This window comes from Chlamydia gallinacea 08-1274/3 (assembly GCF_000471025.2).
In the GTDB taxonomy this organism is placed as follows: Bacteria; Chlamydiota; Chlamydiia; order Chlamydiales; family Chlamydiaceae; genus Chlamydia; species Chlamydia gallinacea.
In genome coordinates, this window is the sequence record NZ_CP015840.1 from 428,149 (window position 1) to 447,469 (window position 19,321).

The window sequence follows — 19,321 nt, forward strand, 5'->3', positions numbered from 1 at the left end:
ATAATCCGACAATATTTGTAAAACTGTAATCAGCCATGCTAGCGTCCATTTTATTTTCTCCTGAAGATTTTCCTTTCCCCGAGCTCATCACGGAAGCCCATTATGTATGGGATATCTTAGCGTTACTATCTAAAAAATTATCTACACACACCTTCTCTGGAATTCACGGAACTGTAGAAAAAGGAGCATTTTTAAAAAATATTCAAAGTATAGAAATAGGTGAGGGTGCTTACGTAGAATCTGGTGCTTATATTTCCGGTCCTTGCATTATTGGTCCTCAAACAGAAATACGTCATGGAGCATATCTACGAGGAGGAGTGATTACAGGAACCCAATGTGTTATTGGGCACTGCAGTGAATTAAAAAATTCTTATTTAGGTCATCATACCAAAGCAAGCCATTTTGCCTACGTAGGGGATTCTGTATTATCTGCTGAAGTGAATCTTGGCGCGGGGGTGCGTTGCGCTAACTTCCGTTTGGATGGAAAAACGATTTCCATAACTAGTGAAGAGGGACGAATCAATACGCAATTGAGAAAAGTGGGGGCTTTCCTTGGAAAGCAGGTATCTGTGGGGTGCAATGTTGTCATTAATCCTGGGCATTGCTCCCCTGCCCATACAAAAATTTATCCTGGGAGAGTAATTTAAGGAAATTTCTATGGTTGTGATGGAGTTATTTGAATCTTACAAAATCATGATAGAAGAGGGAATTAAAAATTCTCTAGAATCTTTTGGCTCTCCAGGGCAATCCATACGAGCACCTGTAGAATACGCTTTAACCAATGGAGGAAAGCGTATTCGTCCTATGCTAACGTGTATGATGGCAAAAGGGTTAGGAAATAACAGAGATGTTCTTGATTCTGCTATAGCTATAGAATTTATACACACCTCAACACTAATTGCTGACGATCTCCCTTGTATGGACAATGATGATGAACGTCGAGGTCGACCTACAGTACATAAAGTATTTTGTGAAGCTTCAGCTCTCCTTGCTTCCTATGCCTTAATTCCCTCTGCTTATGCCCATATCCGATTAAATGCAAAAAAATTAAAACAACTTGGGATTGATTCAGAAGAAATCAATACTGCCTATAACACGATTTCCGAAATCATAGATACCAACATAGGAGCAAACGGTGTATTGGCAGGACAATATGAAGACATGTTTTTTACAAATCATGGCCCTGAATATGTCCAGTCTATAATAAATAAAAAAACAGGGTCTCTTTTTGGCGTTGCTTGTATATCTGGCTGGTTATTTGGGGGAGGAACAACTTTATGTATTCCCCAAATTTTAGAATTTTCTAAATACTTTGGCCTTCTTTTTCAATTAAGAGATGACATTTTAGACATGCATCAAGACCACAAAGATGTGGGTTTAAATTATGCTTTATTATTTGGTTTAGATGCTGCAGAAAAGACTTTATATTCTTCTATTACCAACTGCATGCACTTACTCCACGATTTAAAAAATCACGGTCTTAAAGATTCGTCTGAGATAGAAATGCTTATAGAATATATGAGTATTCGAAATTACTAGTATTTCATTGTAAGAAAAAATCTGGGTGAGAGGATTTGAACCTCCGCCCCCTTGCACCCCATGCAAGTGCGCTACCAGGCTGCGCTACACCCAGGAAAATGTTGTTATAAGCAAGTTATCCCTTCAAATTGAAACTCACACTTTTTAAATTCCGTAACTCCTATATGAGCACATCTTTCAATGATGGTTTCTAAGGTATCACCAGAAGAAACATCAGCTGATTCTATATCGACAGCTATAGAAGCTGTAAACGATGCTCCTCCTCTTTCTCCCTTAACTTGAAAATTTACGAAGATGCCCTGTTTAGTTTTAGAGATATTCTTAAACTTGACTAAATTATTATCGATAAGGGTTTTCATTTTGCAACCTTCGTTAAGAAAGAAATGAAAATACCAAACCCACTTTGTTCCTGTAAACGCAAAGATTTTATTTAAAAAACATATTACATATTTTTTCGTGATTCTTGTTTTAATCTACCTAAGTCGCAGTCAGAATAATCTACAAACTTAAAAAATGTTTCGTATGCAGGATCAAACTTTATCACTTCTTTAGCCATATCAATGGCAATTTTTCTATAATTTTCATGTCCTTGAACTTGTGATCGCAACTCACAAAGCCATTGAAGAGATCTCCCATTAATATGGAATAACCAACGAATATTATATGCTAGAGGAACAACATATTGTGCTTCTTCAGGAAATTCTACAGCAATTTGATTATAAGCACTATCAGCCTTTTCCATAGCTTCTCTATAATCCTTTTCCATAGGGGTATCAAGTAACGAGTGAGGAATATGATAGCCTAACTTTGTTGTGAGTAACTGGCGTTCTTGAGTAAGAGTCCTATGACGCTGAAGATCTCTATAAGCGCCAAAATCAGCAGTAATATCAAATCCAAATTCAACACACTCTAAACCGCGTGGAGACTTATGTCTACGATTTTCCCTAACAAAAGCTCCAGCTTCTAAAATTGATGTAAGATCTTCCTTAGGTAACGACCGACAAATAGTGATTAAGTCCGCATAAGTATGTTCTGAATAGGGGAAAAGAAATCCAGCAGCTACCTTATAAATTCCTTCAGAATCTCCATAAATCAAACGAACTCCCTCTTGCTGAGAAATAGGAGCGCCAGCACCATATTTTTCAGACAAACTCATCAACTGTTTTTTTAGTATCTGCTGATAATTACACATAGTTTGGTGATGGTGGTGATGAGACTCAGCACGACTAATAAATGAGGGGATTATTTTCATTAGTTCTGTTAAAGAACTTTCTCCAATTTGACGAACTTCAGTTAGGTTATGGCATTGAAGCCTGTGCAATAAAGTCTGCCAAAACCTCCCATTACCAAAAAATCCTAAATTTGTCAGAGTTGCTGCGGGGAGAAGACCTCGTAAACAATCAAGAACTTTAGCCCTTAAAGAAATGCTATATGCAGATTGAGAAACTTCATCCTCTTTAGGATAGATTTTTTCGAAATAACAACGCACTTTAGGAACTAAATCTGCATAGGTATCAAATAGAAAATCACAAGTGTCTAAAAACACATCTTTAAAAGCCGAGGTCATTAAAATAGGATCACGGTAGTATAAATACTCGCCTTTTACCTTTTGATCAAAATACACATACCTAGAAGACTTTTCTAAGGGAGATCCTCCAATACGAGCATTTTCCAAAACCTTAGCCGCTAGCATCGAAATGCCTTCTATAGCTAGGTGCGCTCCACCTAATTCGCCTATAGAATCATCTCCAAATCCATCAAGAACTCTACGATAAAAATCTGAAGCCTTTTGCACTCCTTTTTCAAAATCATCTCCAGGGGAATCTAAAAAACTTCCCTCCCCCTCAAGAAACTCTTTTAACAATAAAGAACGCAATCCTAATGTTGATCGAGAATATTTAGAAAATAAAGCACCTTTAACTACTTCTGGAAGGTTCTTTAACGCAAAAATGTTTTTTTCTAAATTAGTAACGAAATGAGATAAACTCTTCTTTTGCTCTGTAGAAAACTCTTCATCTCTACCCAACATAAAAGAACCTCAAAATTAAAAGAGCCTGCCACAAGAATTAGAAAAAACAAAGGAGTTTTTACTCAAAACCTGGTGGGAAAAAAGTTGATATTGTGTTTATAAGCATGCAAAATCTAGTTTTATTTACAAAACGAACAGTGTTTTAACAGAGTTTTAAACAATTTAACCACGTGTTTTCCCCTCTAAAAAACAAGTTTTAAACATTTTCCACACCATAAAAAGAAGAAGAAAAAGATTAATATAAATATTATCTTTTTTTCGTAGTTTGTGGAAATTGTTGAAGGATGTCTAACATGAGTTCCTTAGGGTTGCTTAGACGGCCGCGTAGAAATAGGAAAACTAAAGCTATCAGAGATCTAGTAGCAGAAACTTGCTTACTTCCCCAAGATTTTATTTGTCCTTTTTTTATTAAAGAGGGGAAGAATCTTAAGGAGGAAATCCCTACTCTTCCACAAGTATACCGATGGAGCCTGGATCTCTTACTTAAAGAGATCGAAAGATTATGTTTATTAGGTCTACGTGCTGTTATTCTATTTCCTGTAATTCCAGATCATTTAAAAGATGCCTATGGTTCCTACTCTTCGAATCCTAAAAACATTTTGTGTCGAGGTATTTTTGAGATTAAGAAAGCCTTTCCTCATCTATGTGTAATCAGTGATATTGCTTTGGATCCTTATACTACTCATGGTCATGATGGTATTTTAGATTTAGACACTGGTGAGGTTCTTAATGATGAAAGTGTAAGAATATTTGGAAATATCGCAACTTTACATGCAGAAATGGGGGTAGATATTGTTGCTCCTAGTGATATGATGGATGGGAGAGTATCTTATATTCGTTCTATGTTAGATCAGTCAGGTTGGCGCCAAGTTTTGATTCTTTCTTATAGTGTTAAATATGCTTCTTCTTTGTACAGTCCTTTTCGGGATGCTTTAGGCTCTCATGTGCAACTAGGGGATAAATGTAATTATCAAATGAACCCAACAAATGTTTTAGAAGCTTTGTTAGAGTGTTCTTTAGATGAACAGGAGGGGGCAGATATATTAATGATCAAACCCGCAGGATTTTATCTTGATGTTTTACATCGTGTACGTCAGAACACGACATTACCTTTAGCTGCTTACCAGGTGAGTGGGGAATACTCTATGATAGCAGCAGCCTCCACATTAGGGGGAGGGGATAAAGAGGCTATATTATATGAATCCTTGATAGCAATTAAACGTTCTGGAGCTGATATGGTGATTTCTTATGGAACGCCTAGGATATTAGAAATGCTATCTCAATAGTAGTTATAGTTCTTTGAAGAACTATTTATGTTGATTCTGGAACTAAGATTCCAGATTCTTTTACGTATTCTAGTAAAGCATCTTGAATAATTTTTACCATCTCTGTTTTAGAGGGATCTATAAATGTAGGGAGAGCAAAATCTTCTGGGCATATTTCTAAAAACCCTAATGTTTTCGCTAGCTCAAAATTCTTAGTGATTACTGCTTTGATCAGAGGAACTACAGGAATTTTCATGGGCATAACTTTATCATAGATATCTGTGTCTATGATCGGACGGGGTTCTCCATGAAGATTGGAACTAAGATTCATATAAGTGTGTTTTCTTTTTAAGAATCCTGAAAGATAGGTTCTGGTATGAGTAGGTTTATTGATTCCTAATCGTAGAAAACTAAAGGATTCGCGTTGTTTAGGAATAGGAATAACGGTAACCGTTGAATCTCTCATCCCTAAACAAGGAATTTCTTCATTGCAAAGTCTTCCTGTTAAAGGGTCACCAGAAATTAGGGATACGTTTGTGGAGATGGCTTCTAGTGGCAGGAGGCTGGGGATGTCAGCTCCTTTAGTAGTAATGATGTAGCGTCTTAGGGAGGGGTTTAATCCTGATCCTGCTAGAGCAACGACTTGTTCGTTAAGGATTCTTCCTTTGAGGAATAGGTAGCCGATAGCTAGGACTTCCTTGAAAGTTATTGTGAATACAATGTCTTTTTCGTTAGTGATTGGGGCGATGTAATGAATATGTGTAGAAGGAGATCCTGAAGGATAGGGTCCTGTAATTTTGTGTAAGTGTGCTAAAGATTTTAAATCTTTTTCTGGGAGAACAAGGCGATCCGTAGAAATAATGTGGGGACACAGGCTAAAAAGTTTAGCTATAGCGCGTACTCCAACATTAAAAGCATAAAAGCCTTCTTCTCTAGAAGAGAAAACAGAAAGATGTTTTTCCGTAGAGGGGGTAAAAGGACTGTTATCTGCAAGATTAATGAAAACATCTCTAGGATGTAGATGGGGTAAAGCAGGAATATCAAAAGGACGCTGTTTAAAAAGAGCAAATAACCCTTCTTGTTTAAAGACTTCGAATAAATCTTTTTGTGTAAGTTGAGCTAGGTCGTAAGAATATTTTGTTTGCGATTGTCCTGGAGTTTTTTGAATCAAGACATCAAGAAGAGAGCGTTTTTCCCCTCTGCGGATTTCCGTTACGGTTCCAGATATAGGAGAGGTGATGAATACTCCAGGGAAATTCTTATATTCAGCAACAGGTGCTCCTGAATGAATATCATCACCGGGTTCTACTTTAAGTTTTAAGGCTAAAGCAGAGTAGGGACGTAAGTCTACAGAAACAAAGGCAGGATCTATTCTTTTTAGAAACCCCGATTCTTTGGGAGACCCTTGTAAAGATAAATCTAAGCCCTGAGTAATAGTAATCTTCATACTCTAGGATTATAGGAGTTTTTATAAGGGAATCCAGTTTTTTTTCTTATTTTTTTTAGTTGATGTTGTTCTGGGTTTCTTAGTTGTGTTTTTTTTAGAATCTTCAAATCCTAGCTCTTTAGACACTTCATTAATAATGGCTTCTGTCTCTTTTTTATATTCGTTACAAGAAGCTCGAATATTTTCTAATGCTAACCATTCTTCTGGAGAGAAATTATCGGGATTGTTTGCAAACACTTCCATTTGCTCTTTTGTCATTCCTGTTTGACGAAGGATTTCTTGGGAGCGCTTGTCCAGTTCTTGGATTTTCTCTTGGGTTTTTTCCATGAGATACTCGTAATCTACTTCAGAATCAGAGGATAACGCAGAACCAAAAGAGGGATCAAAGTCTATATTATAAAGAGTAAGTATTTGTTTTATAGAATCTATTATTTTTTGCGCAGAATTACTATTCATTAATACACCATGAATTTTAATTTATTATAAAACAATATTGTTATTTTTTGTGTGGGGTTGTTGATATTTTTTATAATTCGGAGTATATTTCCCGCTAAAAACGGGTGGCATCGTGGACTATCTAGAAAAATTGCAAGTCTTCTTGGATGAAGGTCAGTCCTCAAGTTTTTTTAATTTGTGGGAGGAATATTGTTTTAACGATGTAGTACGAGGAGAAGAACTTATTGCAATTTTGGAAAGAGTCAAGAATTCTTCGTTAGCGCCGTTATTTGGAAAAATCGCAGACACCGTACTTTCTTTATGGGAAACTCTCCCTGAAGGAGAGGAAAAGGATCGGGTGCTTCAATTAGTTTTAGATTTACAAACTACAAATAATAAGCAACTTTATGCTGTTGCTGTGGACTATGTGAATAGGAAGTACAAAGATAGGGATAACTTTAATGAAGCCTTGCGAGTTGTTGGTCTTCGCGATGGTCGAGAATTTCAATATAGCCTCAGTCGTTTTGATTTTTTAATGCATTTAAAGGAAGGCAATTTTGTCTTTCATTCAGGAGGTTGGGGAGTTGGGGAGGTCATGGGAGTGTCTTTTCTTCAACAAAAGGCATTGATAGAGTTTGAGGGAGTAATGATGTCTAAGGATATCTCCTTTGAAACTGCTTTCAAGAGTTTAGTTCCTCTTCCTAGAGAACATTTCCTTTCAAGAAGGTTTGGGGATCCTGATGGTTTCGAGTCTTATGCTAAAGAACATCCTGTAGAAGTTATTGAGATGTTACTTAAGGATTTAGGACCTAAAACGGCAAAAGAAATCAAGGATGAGCTTGTAGATTTAGTTATTCCTGAAAAAGATTGGAATCGTTGGTGGCAAGCAGCTAAGAATAAGGTTAAAAAAAGCAGTCGGATTATTTCCCCTAAAACAATAAAAGAGCCTTATCGTTTTCAGATTGAAGGGGGGTCTTTGACCTCACAACTGGAACAACGTTTATCTCATCTAGAAGATAATGCAGAGAAGATAGCGGAGATTTACCAATTTGTTCGTGACTTGCCCAGCGAGTTAAAAAATCCTGAGAATAAAAAACTTCTTGTGCAGTTGTTACAAGAGTTACCTTTGGAAGAGGCTTTGTCTTTAGAAATTCAAAGAGATATCCTCCTTACTAATTTTTTAGGAGGTTCGTCGAGTAGTCGATTGAGTAAAGAGTTTATCTCTTCTCTGTCAGAGGGAGATATTCTTAACCTTGTGCATAATATTTCTATCACTGCTTTACAAAAGACATTTTTAATGTTGGTAAAACAATATTCTCCTTTATGGGAGGGGATATTTATGAAAGTTTTCCTTTCTACAACTTCGTCTACTCTTAGAGAACTTACATTTAAAGTATTGCGATCTACAGAGTCATGTAAGGAAAATCTAAAGAGCGTTATTCTTAAATTTATTGAAAATCCCATGATGTATCCTGAAGCTTTTACTTGGTTTTTCTTGAAGTTTGGGGTACATGGAGATGGAGTTTTTTCTCCCGAGGATAAAGAGATCGAGAGAGGGTTTTTAGAATCTGCTTTAGTGTTTATGCATCAAGTAGCTACAACTTCGTATAAAGATTTGGGAAAAAAGATCTATCATTTTTTGACGGGTCAAAGGTTTTTAATTTTTCGTAATATAATCGAGGGAGCTCCTTTGACTTATTTAAAAGAAATTCTCTTGCTATCGACAAAGTGTAGCCAGTTTTCCTCTGGAGATCTTGGTGTTTTGCAAAATCTTGCTGAAGTTGTGCAGCCTAATTTGAAAAAAAATAATGTTGTTGTTGAAGAGGATGTTTTATGGACAACAGCTGAAAGCTTTACACGTATGAAAAATAAATTACAGTCACTTGTGAGCAAGGAATTAATTGAGAATGCCAAAGAAATTGAGGATGCAAGATCTTTGGGTGATCTTAGGGAAAATTCGGAATACAAGTTTGCTTTAGAGAAACGATCTCGCTTACAAAAAGAAATAAGTGTTCTTTCAGAAGAAATCAATCGTGCTCGTATCTTAACCAAAGATATGGTTTTTACTGATACCGTGGGTGTGGGATGTAAGGTTTCTTTAGAGGATAGTGAGGGAAACCTAGTTACTTATTCTATCTTAGGGCCCTGGGATGCAGATCCGGACAAACACATTTTGTCTTTAAAATCGAAATTTTCTCAAGCAATGATAGGGAAACATGTTGAAGAGAGCTTGCAGTTTCAGGGAAAGGATTACAAGGTAAGTAAAATACAATCCTTTTGGGATACATAAGAAATGGAGCATAGCGGAATCGAACCGCTGACCTCAACAATGCCATTGTTGCGCTCTACCAATTGAGCTAATACCCCGAGGAAACAAAATTAACACGAGATGAGGTTTTGGATCAATCTTCGTGTGTTATAAAGGATTTTCTTTATGAGTTTTTTTAATCAACTACCTACGTACCCTTCTGATAGTATTTTAGGGCTGCAAAAGACTTTTTTAGAAGATAGTCGAGAAGATAAGGTGAATCTTGTTATTGGGTCTTATGAAGATCCACAACGGTCTTATGGAGGGCTTTCTTGTGTACATAAAGCTCAGGATCTTTTATTGAAAGATGAAATGAATAAAAGATATCTACCTATTCGGGGGCTATCCTTATTTCTAGAAGAAATGCGAAAGCTCATTTTTGGTACTATTTCTTCTGAGTATTTAGTTGATTCTCAAGCTTTGGGTGGTACAGGAGCCCTACACCTTGGAGCAAAAATATTTTCCATAGCTTATCCATCTGGGAGAGTTTATATTCCTGAACAGACGTGGGGAAATCATATACGGATTTTTTCTCAGCAAGGCTTAGAAGTATTAAGGTATCCTTACTATAATTCTTCTACTAAAGCTTTAGTATTTGAGGAAACACTAGCGTGTTTGAAGTCGATACCCCAGTATTCTATGGTTCTTTTGCAGTGTTGTTGTCATAATCCTACTGGTAAAGATTTTACGGAGGAAATGTGGCAATCGCTTGCAAAGTTAATGCAAGAACGGAAGTTGATTCCCTTTTTTGATACTGCATATTTGGGTTTTGGGGAGGGATTTGAGTTAGATAAGCGCCCTCTAGGAATATTTATACAGCAGGGAATTCCTGTTTTTGTCGCTGCTTGTGCTAGTAAGAATTTTTCACTATATGGAGAGCGTGTAGGATATTTTGCTGCATATAGCCAACATCCTGAGGATTTATTAAAAATTTCTAGTTGCCTAGAGGAGAAAATTCGAGGGGAATATTCTTCTCCTCCCAGACACGGTGCTTCTATTGTTTCTACGATCTTATCCGATGCTTTATTAAGAAAAGAATGGTTGTGTGAATTAGAAACTATTCGTCAGGATATAAGAAGAATTCGTGAAAAGTTTGTTCAGGTAATGCGTAATTACCTTGGGCATTCCTTTGATTTTATTTTGTCGCAAAAAGGATTTTTCGGGTATCCAGGTTTTTCTGAAGATCAAGTAAGGTTTTTAAGAGTAGAAAAAGGAATTTATACTACAAGTGGAGCTCGTTTTAATCTCAAGGGAATAACAGAAGATACAATAGATCGAGTGGCGCAGGGATTTGCAGAAGCTTATCAAATAGAAAAAAGCAATGTAGTGAAGAAATAAGTAGCCGCACTCAGGTAGAGACGAAGATTATAGGAAGCTTTGAGTAAATCTGCAGGGTTATGTGTGCAAGTGAAGATTTCAGTAAACAACATACACAAGTAAAGGAAGTTCATTCTTTTGTTTATCGTCGTTCTAAAAAGAGTCAATTGTATGTTTATATTTTCATTGTAGCCGTTGTCGCTTTATGTTGGAGCTTGCCGCGAAATTTCTATGAAAATATTCAACACCATGTAGTAGCACTTTATTCACCATTATGCTGTAAAAAAATCGATGCCCCTTCTTTGAATGCCTACTCACAAGAGATTGAAAACTTGTCATTGAAGGAAAAAGTGCGAGTTTTAGAGGAACGTTTACATGCTTATGAGGTTGTTCACTCTACTCCCCCTATGTTTCCTGAGGTTCTCACCCCCTATTTTCGTAATTTGATATTATCTCATGTTATTTATCGTGATCCTGCCTATTGGGGGAGCTCCATTTGGGTAAATGTAGGGAAATTACAGAACATAAAAAAAAATTCTCCCGTTCTGTCTGGAAATGTTCTTGTAGGACTTGTGGATTATGTCGGAAAACAGCAATCGCGAATTCGTTTGATTACTGACGCTGGTATGCAACCCTCTGTAGTTGCTGTGCGTGGTGGACTACAGGCCGCTATAGTCAAGGATAGGATCAAGGATTTACAGTGCCATCTTGAAAAGCTACCTAACACATATCTCCTGGAAAAGGATAAGTATGAAAAAATAGATCAGCTAAATGATCTTTTTGTTTCTCTTAACTGTCCTGAAGAACATGCATTTTTGTTGCGCGGTACGCTATCAGGTCATGGCGGTCCTTTGTGGAAAAAAGAGACTTTGGTGTTACATGGGGAAGGTTTTTGTAGTGTTGAAGGTCAATATTTATGCGAGGGAGATGTTTTAGTTACTACAGGATTAGATGGTATTTTCCCCCCAGGGTTACTTGTAGCTGAGATTGTTAATGTAAGTCCACCTCGAGAAGGCGCGTGCTCCTATAACATAAAAGCAAAGTCCTTAGCTAAGGATTTGACATACTTGTCTTCTGTTTTCATTTTACCAGCCATGGAATTTAACCCTAATGATAGACCGGATATTTTTGGATTATTGTGGGATGATCTTGGTTCGATAAACAAATGAATCCTTTGTCTTCGTGATGCATGCCACGAATGAAAATAAATCCCATTTCCACGTTATTCGAGATATCAAATTGTTGTAAAAATCTTTGTGCAGCATGGATATAAATGCTCCCTTGGTAATCTAGTTTTTCTTTTTTTATATAGTTCCATAGATTTTCCTTGGAGTAATCTTGGCTGCTTTCTCCCAAAAATGAAGTTTTCCAATCAATAATGTAATATCGCGAGTTATGCTCAAAAAATAAATCTATGCTTCCTTGCCATAGATCTTCTTCATGAGAGAAAAGAAAAGCTTCTTCGCTTTTGATCTTATGAGGAGAAATATTTTTTAAAGAGAAGGTATCTTCAGAAAAAGTTAAGGGAGAAGAAAAAGTGTATTGTAGTTGTTGTGTGATGAGTTGTTCATAGCCTTCTAAATGTGTATTTTTCACTATTCGAATGACTATATCTAAGATTTTCTCATAGGGAGTATGGAATCTGGGAGAAATGGTTTCTAAAATTTTGTGAATCAAAATTCCTGTTTTTTTCCCTAGGGGTAGAAAAGAAGAGCTTTCAGTTTCTTCTGGTAGGGAAATATCGTGGGAAGAGGTATCATCAAGCAGAGATTTCAATGAAGAAAAAGAACACATTGGTTTTGAAGAAGGTGGGGAGATAGTAAATGTCTCCGGTTGTACAAAGGATGCCGGAGAAAGGGTAGAGGGGACAGAATACGAAGAAAGGGAAAAAATATCAGGGTGTTCTTTAGATAGGTGTTGTGCAAATTCAACAATAGAATTATGCGATCCCACGCGTTGTATGTAGTTTGTCCATGCAGAGTTTTTTCTTTGGGATTTTGCATTGTGTATGGGAAGGAATAATTGCTTCTTTGCACGCGTACAGGCTACATACATCTCCCGCATCCATTCTGAAGAACTTTTATTTTTTTTGGATTTATCCAATCCGGGACAAAAAACAATATCGTACTCTAACCCTTTAGATGCATGAATGGTAGTCATTTTTACTATGTCTTTATCTTCAGAATAAGAAGAAAATGAGAGATTTTCTTCCCAAAGTCCTGTTTCTGAAAAGTAATGTAAGTAAAGTAATTGATGATGTGGATACGGCGATTTAGATTCTAGATAAGCACATAACTTTTCCATTTCTTGAAAAACGAGGTCTCCTTGAGGTGTTTGGAGTAAAGCCTCGCCTTGACGAGTCATGAAGTGATAAAAAGTTGCTAATAATCCATGGGAAGTTATGTAGCCGCGTAAAGAAAAGAAATAAGATGAATAATACGCTTTTTTTTCAATTACATCCTTTAAGGTTAGTCGGAATAAGCTACTGAGCAGAACTCGTTGTATTTTTTCATCACTTTCGGGATAGAGAATGGCTTCGATGAGAATCAGTGTAAGAAGTGGAGTTTCTGTTAGATGGAATATCGATTTGGTTTTTGAGAACGCTATGGGAACGGAACAATGGGTAATGAGATCAAAAGCCTGTAAAGAATCTGTAACTAAAATTGCTATATGTCCCAGGGGAATACTATGAGTTTGGTGTAAGTACCCAATTGTGTTTGCTATCCAATTAGCTTGATCTTGCATAGTATCGTAGGGGAAAAAATGTACTGGAGAATATAAAACAGTTGAAAAGGTCTCTGTGCTTTTGGGATTAAGAGGATAGTATTCTATAGGAGGATATCCAGGAATTTCTGAAAATAAAGAACATTTGCTGAAAAGAATATTAATTCCCTCCATAAGCTTAGGAGATGAGCGGTAATTATTTATTAGATGTAATTGAGATTCCTTAGGAAAAGTAGATTTTGCTTTTAAATATGTGGGAAGGTCAGCGTTTCTCCATTCATATATCGATTGCTTAGGATCTCCAATCAGAAAAAGAGAACCAGAAAAATCGTTAGTAGCGAACAGTTTAGAAAAAATATTCCATTGTTTTTTATCTGTATCTTGGAATTCATCAATAAGAACTAATTGAAAACGCTCTCTTAGAGAAAGGAGAAGAGCTTCTGCGTGTTTTGATGTTATGAGATTGTCTACAGCAGAGATACTTTCATCGGGAGATATCCAGGGGGTATACTGCGTTTTTAAATAAACGCGAAGATCATTTATTACAGTAGAGAAAATGAGATCTAAGTTGCAAAACTGCTCTGTATAATGCAACCAAGGAGTTTCTTCTATTAAATTAAAAGCAGGACAAGATTGATAACGCGCTAATCGATTTTTAGGGTGGAATGTTTCTGCAATCCTAGAAAAAGAAAAGAGCTTTATTGAAGGTACAGGATGATATAGAAGATCAACAAATTGTTCTATGTCTTGCGATATAGAGAAAGGTTGTTTTTTATAACTACTCGATAAATGAAGTAATTGATCTAAAAATTCCTCTTTGGGCATCGTCAGCACTTTTTTCTGAATGGAAATATGCCATTCCCGTGCTCGCATGAGTGTAGTTTGTATATCGGGAAGATGTTCGCTGGTATCTGTTGTATAATTTGATAACAGCTTTTCAGTTAAAGAAGCTGTGTGTTTTGTATGGATAGGATAACGAGCAAGAAGTAAATACCATTGTTCTGGGAAGAGGACATTTTTCCAAAGGTCTTGAGAAAGATAGCGTTGTATGTAGTGCAGAATAGTTTGCGAATGGGTAAAAGCAGAAGGATTTTGTATCATGCGCGCGGAGGGAAAGTACTCTTGTAAAATATAATTACAAAATCCATGAATAGTAAAAATTCCCATACGATCTATAGTAGCTAAAGCATTTCGAGCGCGCATGTAAAGCAGCTTTACATCATCTTGAGGTAGGTAGGAAGGAAGAGAAACTGTTGTGTTCTCGAGAGAGGATTTTAATTTTTCTACTATATGCTTAAAATTATTTTGAATTCTAATTTTTAATTCATTTGTGGCTGCATTAGTAAAGGTAACGGCTAAAATGTGTTCTACATGAGAAACGGATCCTTCTAAAATAGCACGAAGAATGATGTGCTCTATAGTAAAGGTTTTTCCTGTTCCTGCAGATGCTTCTAAAAAGTATTTTCCATGAATCGAAGTTTGAGGCTCAAAGATATCAAAAGGTTGCATGGATTTCCTTAAATAACGAAAGAATCAATAAACGATGCTCTTCACTTATAGTGAACGCTAAAGGAGTGCGGTTATGAAATTTCCAAAAAATATCTGAAGAAGGATCATGGAGATTATCAGAAATAGTTTTTTGTATTGTTTCGTTTAACTTTTTTCCCTGGGTTAATGCTTGCCAACAACTAGAGGAAACTAAAGGGATAGGGTATTCTTGGATCAGATGATAAACATCTAATACACGGTGTAAATACTCTTCAGGGTTTGAAAATGCCGGGGGAATTGTTTCTTGAGCATCTGAAGTTACTCGGTAGATTACTGCTTGAGAATTTAAGATACCCGCATGTTGTAACATAGCTAAAGCAATTTGCGCCTGCAAATAATTTTGTATAGCAAATATAGTTTCTGGGATTTCAGAAATTTTGTGTTTCATTTTTTTTGAAGGAGAAGGATCTAAAGCACAGAGATAAACTCCCGAAGAGCATATCCCTAAAAATTTCGCATGTAAAGAGATCGTACAATTATTCCAAGGTAAAATTACAGGAGGAAGAAGAATATCTTTATCATGAAGATCATGAAAGAGAGAAGAAGAAAATAGCGCTATGTGGGGTGTTGTGCTGGGATTGGAGTATAGGTTGATGATCCTTTGGTGTACAAGATTTGCCTGAGAAGTAAATACTTCTTTAGAGAATTCAGATAGATAATTGTATTCTACATGATTTTCAGAACGTGCGAGGTAATTTTCCCAAAGAAACACCATATCTTTTTTTGTTGGGAAAAGTTGACTTTGAGCTTGCAATAAGCGGGGAGGACGTAAGGAAATCTGATAGTTTGCTTGTAAAAAAAAATCCAAAGGAGAAACAAAAGCATGAAGTATTTCAGAAACATCTACATGTTCAGGAAGTTTTCTGGAAATAGGTGAAGTAGGAAATATTGCAGGCAACGGGGATTTAGCAGAAAAGAAGGATTGGGCAAGTTTATAATGGTGTGCCTGCGATGTGTGTAGAAATGTTTTTTCTTTGAATGAAGATGGTAGGTAAGATTTGGAAGGTAAATGACGGATAGGGAGAGAAAGAGTATTTTGAATATGCTTTACATAAGCACTGGGTAAAGCAGGAGTATTGGAAGAAAAGAGATAACTAATATGTAGAGAGTGTCTAGTAGAGATGAGTGTTTGAAGAAAGTGAAAATTCTCTTCGTCTTCAAAAGAAGAAAAAAGGAGCTCTTCGTGGTTGGAAGTATCTACTAGGTCTAGGAAGTCTATAAAAGGAGTTTTATTTGCTCCTAAGATAAATGTATGCCCTTTGGGGAGAAAACTCAAGTTTTCTAAAGATCCGACAAAGGGTCCTGGCTGGTTATATAGAGGGCTACTACTGTAACAATGGGAAAGGAAATCTAAGCAAAAATCGAAAAAAAATGTCAGAGAACATGTTAAAGAAGAAAATTTTGGGAATAAGGAGTTTCTTAGTGAAGTTATATAGGACAATTCATTCGAAGATAAAAGAAACACCGTTTCTAAAAAAGAGAAGATACTATTTGCATGTTCTTCATAAGTTTTGTCCTGATTCCCTGAGTAGATTTCAATAAATTGTTGTAAATCGTAAAGGAAAGGAAGAAGTGTTTCCCAAAGTTCTGTTGGATTCACTTTTCCTGATGCATCAATGAAAGGATATTCATTAAGAATAGAGTCTCCAATATCTTGAATGACCTTTCCTTGTTTTTTGAAGGTTTTATTCCATTCTTGAGAAATTTTTTTCCAAAGAAATGGAATCTGCTGCGACTCTATAGGGTAGTGTAATTTTGGATGTGTAAGAATTTGTAGTAAACAGTGTAAGTTCCCTTGTGTTTGGAGTAAAGCGGATAGGAGGAGAAGTTTTTCTTTTAATTCTTTTGCGTGTGTAGATTCTGTATGAGTAAAATATAAAGGAAGGTGTGGGGAAAATATCGCTTTTAAATACACTTCATAAGTAGATACTTGTGATGATAAAATAAAAATTTCTTCTGGAGGCACTCCTTGATGTATCAACAGTGAAATTTTTGAGAATACCTCCTGAACCTCTCGAGACGGATGTGTCGCGGTGCTCAAGGTGAGCGTAGAGTCGTTCTCTTCTGGATTGAGTGGTGTATTGGGATGTAAATGGAATATCGTATTTTGTACTTTTCCTAATGTTGTTGCTTCTTGAGGAGGAATAAATTCTTCGCAATAATCTATTTCCTTATCTAAACAAAAGTTGTGAAAGGTTTGGGATTTCTGTGCCAGATTAGCGAGAAGGGATTGTCGGTCTGCAAGAACGTACTGTTCCCAAGCATGACGATTAGAATGGTTATGTAAACGGCGCCAAAGAAAATCAATTGCTTTATCTGAAAGCAAATCCCCGAAGTATTCTTGCGTGGGAGAAAAACAATAAAAATATACAGGGAAAAAATAGTTTAATTTTGTGAAAAAAGAAATAGCAGATTTGGGAAGACGGGAGTAACCAAAAATGTGTAAGGAATAGTCCAATGCTTCCATTGTCTGCAGTGTTGTGATGATGGAATCACATACCTCTTGAAGAGGAGTAAACTGAGAAATTAACTGAGAAATTATCTCTTGGTAGTAGCGGTTTTCTCCTGACGGAATTTGTGAAAATGTATAGAATTTTTTGAAAATACTTCCAAGTTTTTTCATGAATGCATACTGCGGCTGTTGAGAGGGCAGTTGACTATCAGTAGATTGAGTTAAATTAAAATTATTTAATATTTCATGTATAAATAGAGGAAGTGTTATGTAATCGGGAGTCAATGGTTTCTCTTGGCAGACTTCAGTAAATAAATGTTTGACAAGTGAATCATAAGAAGAGAAAATAATTGACCCCATGAAAGTGCGATTACTAGTCGCACGAATCAATTCTCTACGTAACCAGTGCCCAATTTCTGTATTGGCAACAAGAATCCATCTTTTTGTAAAGGGATGTTGATGGGTAGAAAATAAATCTTTAGCAAGTTTTGCAAGTAGATGATTGGGTGAATTGCTAAAAATTGCTTGGCTATGTTTGGTCGCATTCATGGATGTTTTAATACACAAAAAATCTTTTCGCGCGTTAATAATAACGCATTTCCTGACGGTATTAAATGATAATCTCTATAAGTTTCTTCTAGTGTTTTTTCTCCTTGAGGGAAAAAGTTTAACAGAGAATGCTAAGATATTATCCTACGTCAGTTTCTTTTTCGCATTGCCCTTTCTATTGTTGGCTCCTTTGGCTGGAAGCTTGTCTGATAGATATCAGAAACGAAATATTATTTTAGCTACGCGAGTCGTTGAAATTATTTGCATGTTACTTGGGTGGTACTTTTTTTATATACAGTCTGTGTGGGGTGGATATCTTGTTTTAATTTTGTTGGCTAGCCACACCACGATTTTTGGTCCTGCAAAGATGGGGATACTTCCTGAAATGTTGTCCCTAGATTATCTTTCTAAAGCAAATGGAATCATGACAGCAATGACATATGCTGGAAGTATTCTTGGGTCGTGTTGTGCTCCGTTACTTGTAGATCTTACAAAGAATTTCACTATAAATGGTTATGTTTTCTCAATAACGTTTTGCGTTATCTCTTCAATATGTAGCTTGTTTGTTTCTTGGCATATACGTCCAAGTAATATTAAGAATCGTGAGCAGAAAATTACTTATGTTAGCTTTAAAGATCTCTGGGAAATTCTCAAGGAAACTCGTCAAGTGAGTTACTTGATGTTATCCATTTTCTTAATTGCTTTTTTTCTTCTTGTTGGAGCCTATACACAAGTAGAAATTATTCCCTTTGTTGAATTTACTCTTGGGTACCCCAAGCACTATGGAGGCTATCTCTTTCCTTTGGTTGCTTTAGGCGTAGGAGTCGGATCTTATGTTGCTGGATGGATATCAGGGAAGGATATTAAGTTGGGTTATGTTCCTGTCACCTCTTTAGGACTAGGGTTAGCTTTTATAGGTTTGTATGTGTTTTCTTCTTCTCTAATTGGGGTGATGTTTTCTCTTCTTGTATTGGGATTCTTAGGAGGGATGTACCAAGTACCTCTGCATGCCTATTTACAATATGCTAGTCCAGAACATAAGAGGGGGCAAATTTTAGCCGCCAATAATTTTCTTGATTTTTTAGGTGTGTTAATTTCCGCAGGAATTGTCCGCATTTTGGGATCTGGACTTGGTTTATCTCCAGAAATGAGTTTTTGTTTTATGGGGATCTTTGTTTTTTGTATTGGCCTCTGCTTGCTATGGGTATGGAAAGAGCTTGTCTATCGCTTATTTCTGAGCGCTGTATTAAGAAAACAATTGGGAGAGTTTTTAAGATTACCCCGCTCTTCAGTGCCTGCATGCTATTTTGTATCCACACAATCTTATAGAGAAACACGTCGTGTTTTAGCTATGCTGCCCAAAACTGTACGTAGTCTTGTTGTTATCCTAGATCAGACTTTACAACCAGGATGGACAACGCGATTAATTTCTTATTGTGTACCTACAATAGTATTCACCAATGCTCTAGGGGATAGGAGGGTAAAAACGGCTTGGGCTGTACTCCAAGCACAACACGTACGTGCGTTATTAAAACAACAACCCGATTTATGTATTATTTGTCTGGGAAAAGAGGAAAATGTTGCTTTCTTCTCCCGTACATTAATAGAACAAGGCATTCCTCTACAGATGCTACATCTGTCATGCGAGTATTTAAATAATAAAACAACATACCATTTATCTTTAGGCTAACGAACAGATTAGCCTAAA

Annotated in this window: 13 protein-coding genes and 2 tRNA genes; 7 read left to right on the top strand and 8 right to left on the bottom strand. The window is 36.4% G+C overall.

Annotated elements, in window-relative coordinates; genetic code table 11:
• The first annotated feature begins 35 nt into the window (after nucleotides 1-35).
• Both M787_RS01885 and M787_RS01890 read left to right on the top strand, forming a co-directional pair.
• Nucleotides 36-647: an LbetaH domain-containing protein gene (locus tag M787_RS01885; protein WP_021828771.1), complete on the top strand. Its 612-nt coding sequence runs from the start codon at nucleotides 36-38 to the stop codon at nucleotides 645-647.
• A gap of 10 nt (nucleotides 648-657) precedes the next feature.
• Nucleotides 658-1,539, top strand: a complete 882-nt coding sequence (locus M787_RS01890; protein WP_021828772.1) for a polyprenyl synthetase family protein — start codon at nucleotides 658-660, stop codon at nucleotides 1,537-1,539.
• A gap of 20 nt (nucleotides 1,540-1,559) precedes the next feature.
• Here M787_RS01890 and M787_RS01895 read toward each other — a convergent pair.
• The 3 genes from M787_RS01895 to M787_RS01905 form a co-directional block, all read right to left on the bottom strand.
• Nucleotides 1,560-1,633, bottom strand: a tRNA-Pro gene (locus M787_RS01895).
• A gap of 10 nt (nucleotides 1,634-1,643) precedes the next feature.
• Nucleotides 1,644-1,898, bottom strand: coding sequence for a hypothetical protein (locus M787_RS01900; RefSeq protein WP_021828773.1), 255 nt, complete (start codon nucleotides 1,896-1,898; stop codon nucleotides 1,644-1,646).
• 83 nt (nucleotides 1,899-1,981) lie between these two features.
• On the bottom strand, nucleotides 1,982-3,568 hold the full coding sequence (locus M787_RS01905; RefSeq protein ID WP_021828774.1) for an FAD-dependent thymidylate synthase: 1,587 nt from the start codon (nucleotides 3,566-3,568) through the stop codon (nucleotides 1,982-1,984).
• Nucleotides 3,569-3,861: 293 nt separating this feature from the next.
• Here M787_RS01905 and hemB point away from each other — a divergent pair, with 293 nt between their 5' ends.
• Nucleotides 3,862-4,854 carry a porphobilinogen synthase gene (gene hemB / locus M787_RS01910; RefSeq protein ID WP_021828775.1) on the top strand — a complete coding sequence of 331 codons (993 nt, stop codon included), beginning with the start codon at nucleotides 3,862-3,864 and terminating at the stop codon, nucleotides 4,852-4,854.
• Between the two features lie 25 nt (nucleotides 4,855-4,879).
• On the opposite strand, the gene M787_RS01915 is transcribed toward hemB, so the two are convergent.
• Together M787_RS01915 and M787_RS01920 are read right to left on the bottom strand one after the other, a co-directional pair.
• Nucleotides 4,880-6,280, bottom strand: a complete 1,401-nt coding sequence (locus M787_RS01915; protein ID WP_021828776.1) for a Na(+)-translocating NADH-quinone reductase subunit A — start codon at nucleotides 6,278-6,280, stop codon at nucleotides 4,880-4,882.
• A gap of 21 nt (nucleotides 6,281-6,301) precedes the next feature.
• Nucleotides 6,302-6,736, bottom strand: a complete 435-nt coding sequence (locus M787_RS01920; protein ID WP_021828777.1) for a hypothetical protein — start codon at nucleotides 6,734-6,736, stop codon at nucleotides 6,302-6,304.
• 112 nt (nucleotides 6,737-6,848) lie between these two features.
• On the opposite strand from M787_RS01920, the gene M787_RS01925 reads away from it, so the two are divergent.
• On the top strand, nucleotides 6,849-9,005 hold the full coding sequence (locus tag M787_RS01925; RefSeq protein ID WP_021828778.1) for a GreA/GreB family elongation factor: 2,157 nt from the start codon (nucleotides 6,849-6,851) through the stop codon (nucleotides 9,003-9,005).
• A gap of 4 nt (nucleotides 9,006-9,009) precedes the next feature.
• Here M787_RS01925 and M787_RS01930 read toward each other — a convergent pair.
• A tRNA-Ala gene (locus M787_RS01930) sits at nucleotides 9,010-9,082 on the bottom strand.
• A 67-nt stretch (nucleotides 9,083-9,149) separates the two neighbouring features.
• Between M787_RS01930 and M787_RS01935 the strand changes: the two genes are divergently transcribed.
• Together M787_RS01935 and M787_RS01940 are read left to right on the top strand one after the other, a co-directional pair.
• Nucleotides 9,150-10,361, top strand: a complete 1,212-nt coding sequence (locus M787_RS01935) for an aromatic amino acid transaminase (protein WP_021828779.1) — start codon at nucleotides 9,150-9,152, stop codon at nucleotides 10,359-10,361.
• A gap of 59 nt (nucleotides 10,362-10,420) precedes the next feature.
• Nucleotides 10,421-11,509: a rod shape-determining protein MreC gene (locus M787_RS01940; RefSeq protein WP_021828780.1), complete on the top strand. Its 1,089-nt coding sequence runs from the start codon at nucleotides 10,421-10,423 to the stop codon at nucleotides 11,507-11,509.
• Here the strand turns inward: M787_RS01940 and recB are convergent.
• Both recB and M787_RS01950 read right to left on the bottom strand, forming a co-directional pair.
• On the bottom strand, nucleotides 11,448-14,573 hold the full coding sequence (gene recB / locus M787_RS01945) for an exodeoxyribonuclease V subunit beta (RefSeq protein ID WP_021828781.1): 3,126 nt from the start codon (nucleotides 14,571-14,573) through the stop codon (nucleotides 11,448-11,450). The genes M787_RS01940 and recB overlap by 62 nt on opposite strands.
• Nucleotides 14,560-17,613, bottom strand: coding sequence for an exodeoxyribonuclease V subunit gamma (locus M787_RS01950; RefSeq protein WP_021828782.1), 3,054 nt, complete (start codon nucleotides 17,611-17,613; stop codon nucleotides 14,560-14,562). The genes recB and M787_RS01950 overlap by 14 nt, the downstream gene beginning before the upstream one ends.
• Here M787_RS01950 and M787_RS01955 point away from each other — a divergent pair.
• On the top strand, nucleotides 17,612-19,303 hold the full coding sequence (locus tag M787_RS01955) for an MFS transporter (RefSeq protein WP_034734617.1): 1,692 nt from the start codon (nucleotides 17,612-17,614) through the stop codon (nucleotides 19,301-19,303). The two genes, M787_RS01950 and M787_RS01955, sit on opposite strands and share 2 nt — an antisense overlap.
• Nucleotides 19,304-19,321 lie beyond the last annotated feature (18 nt).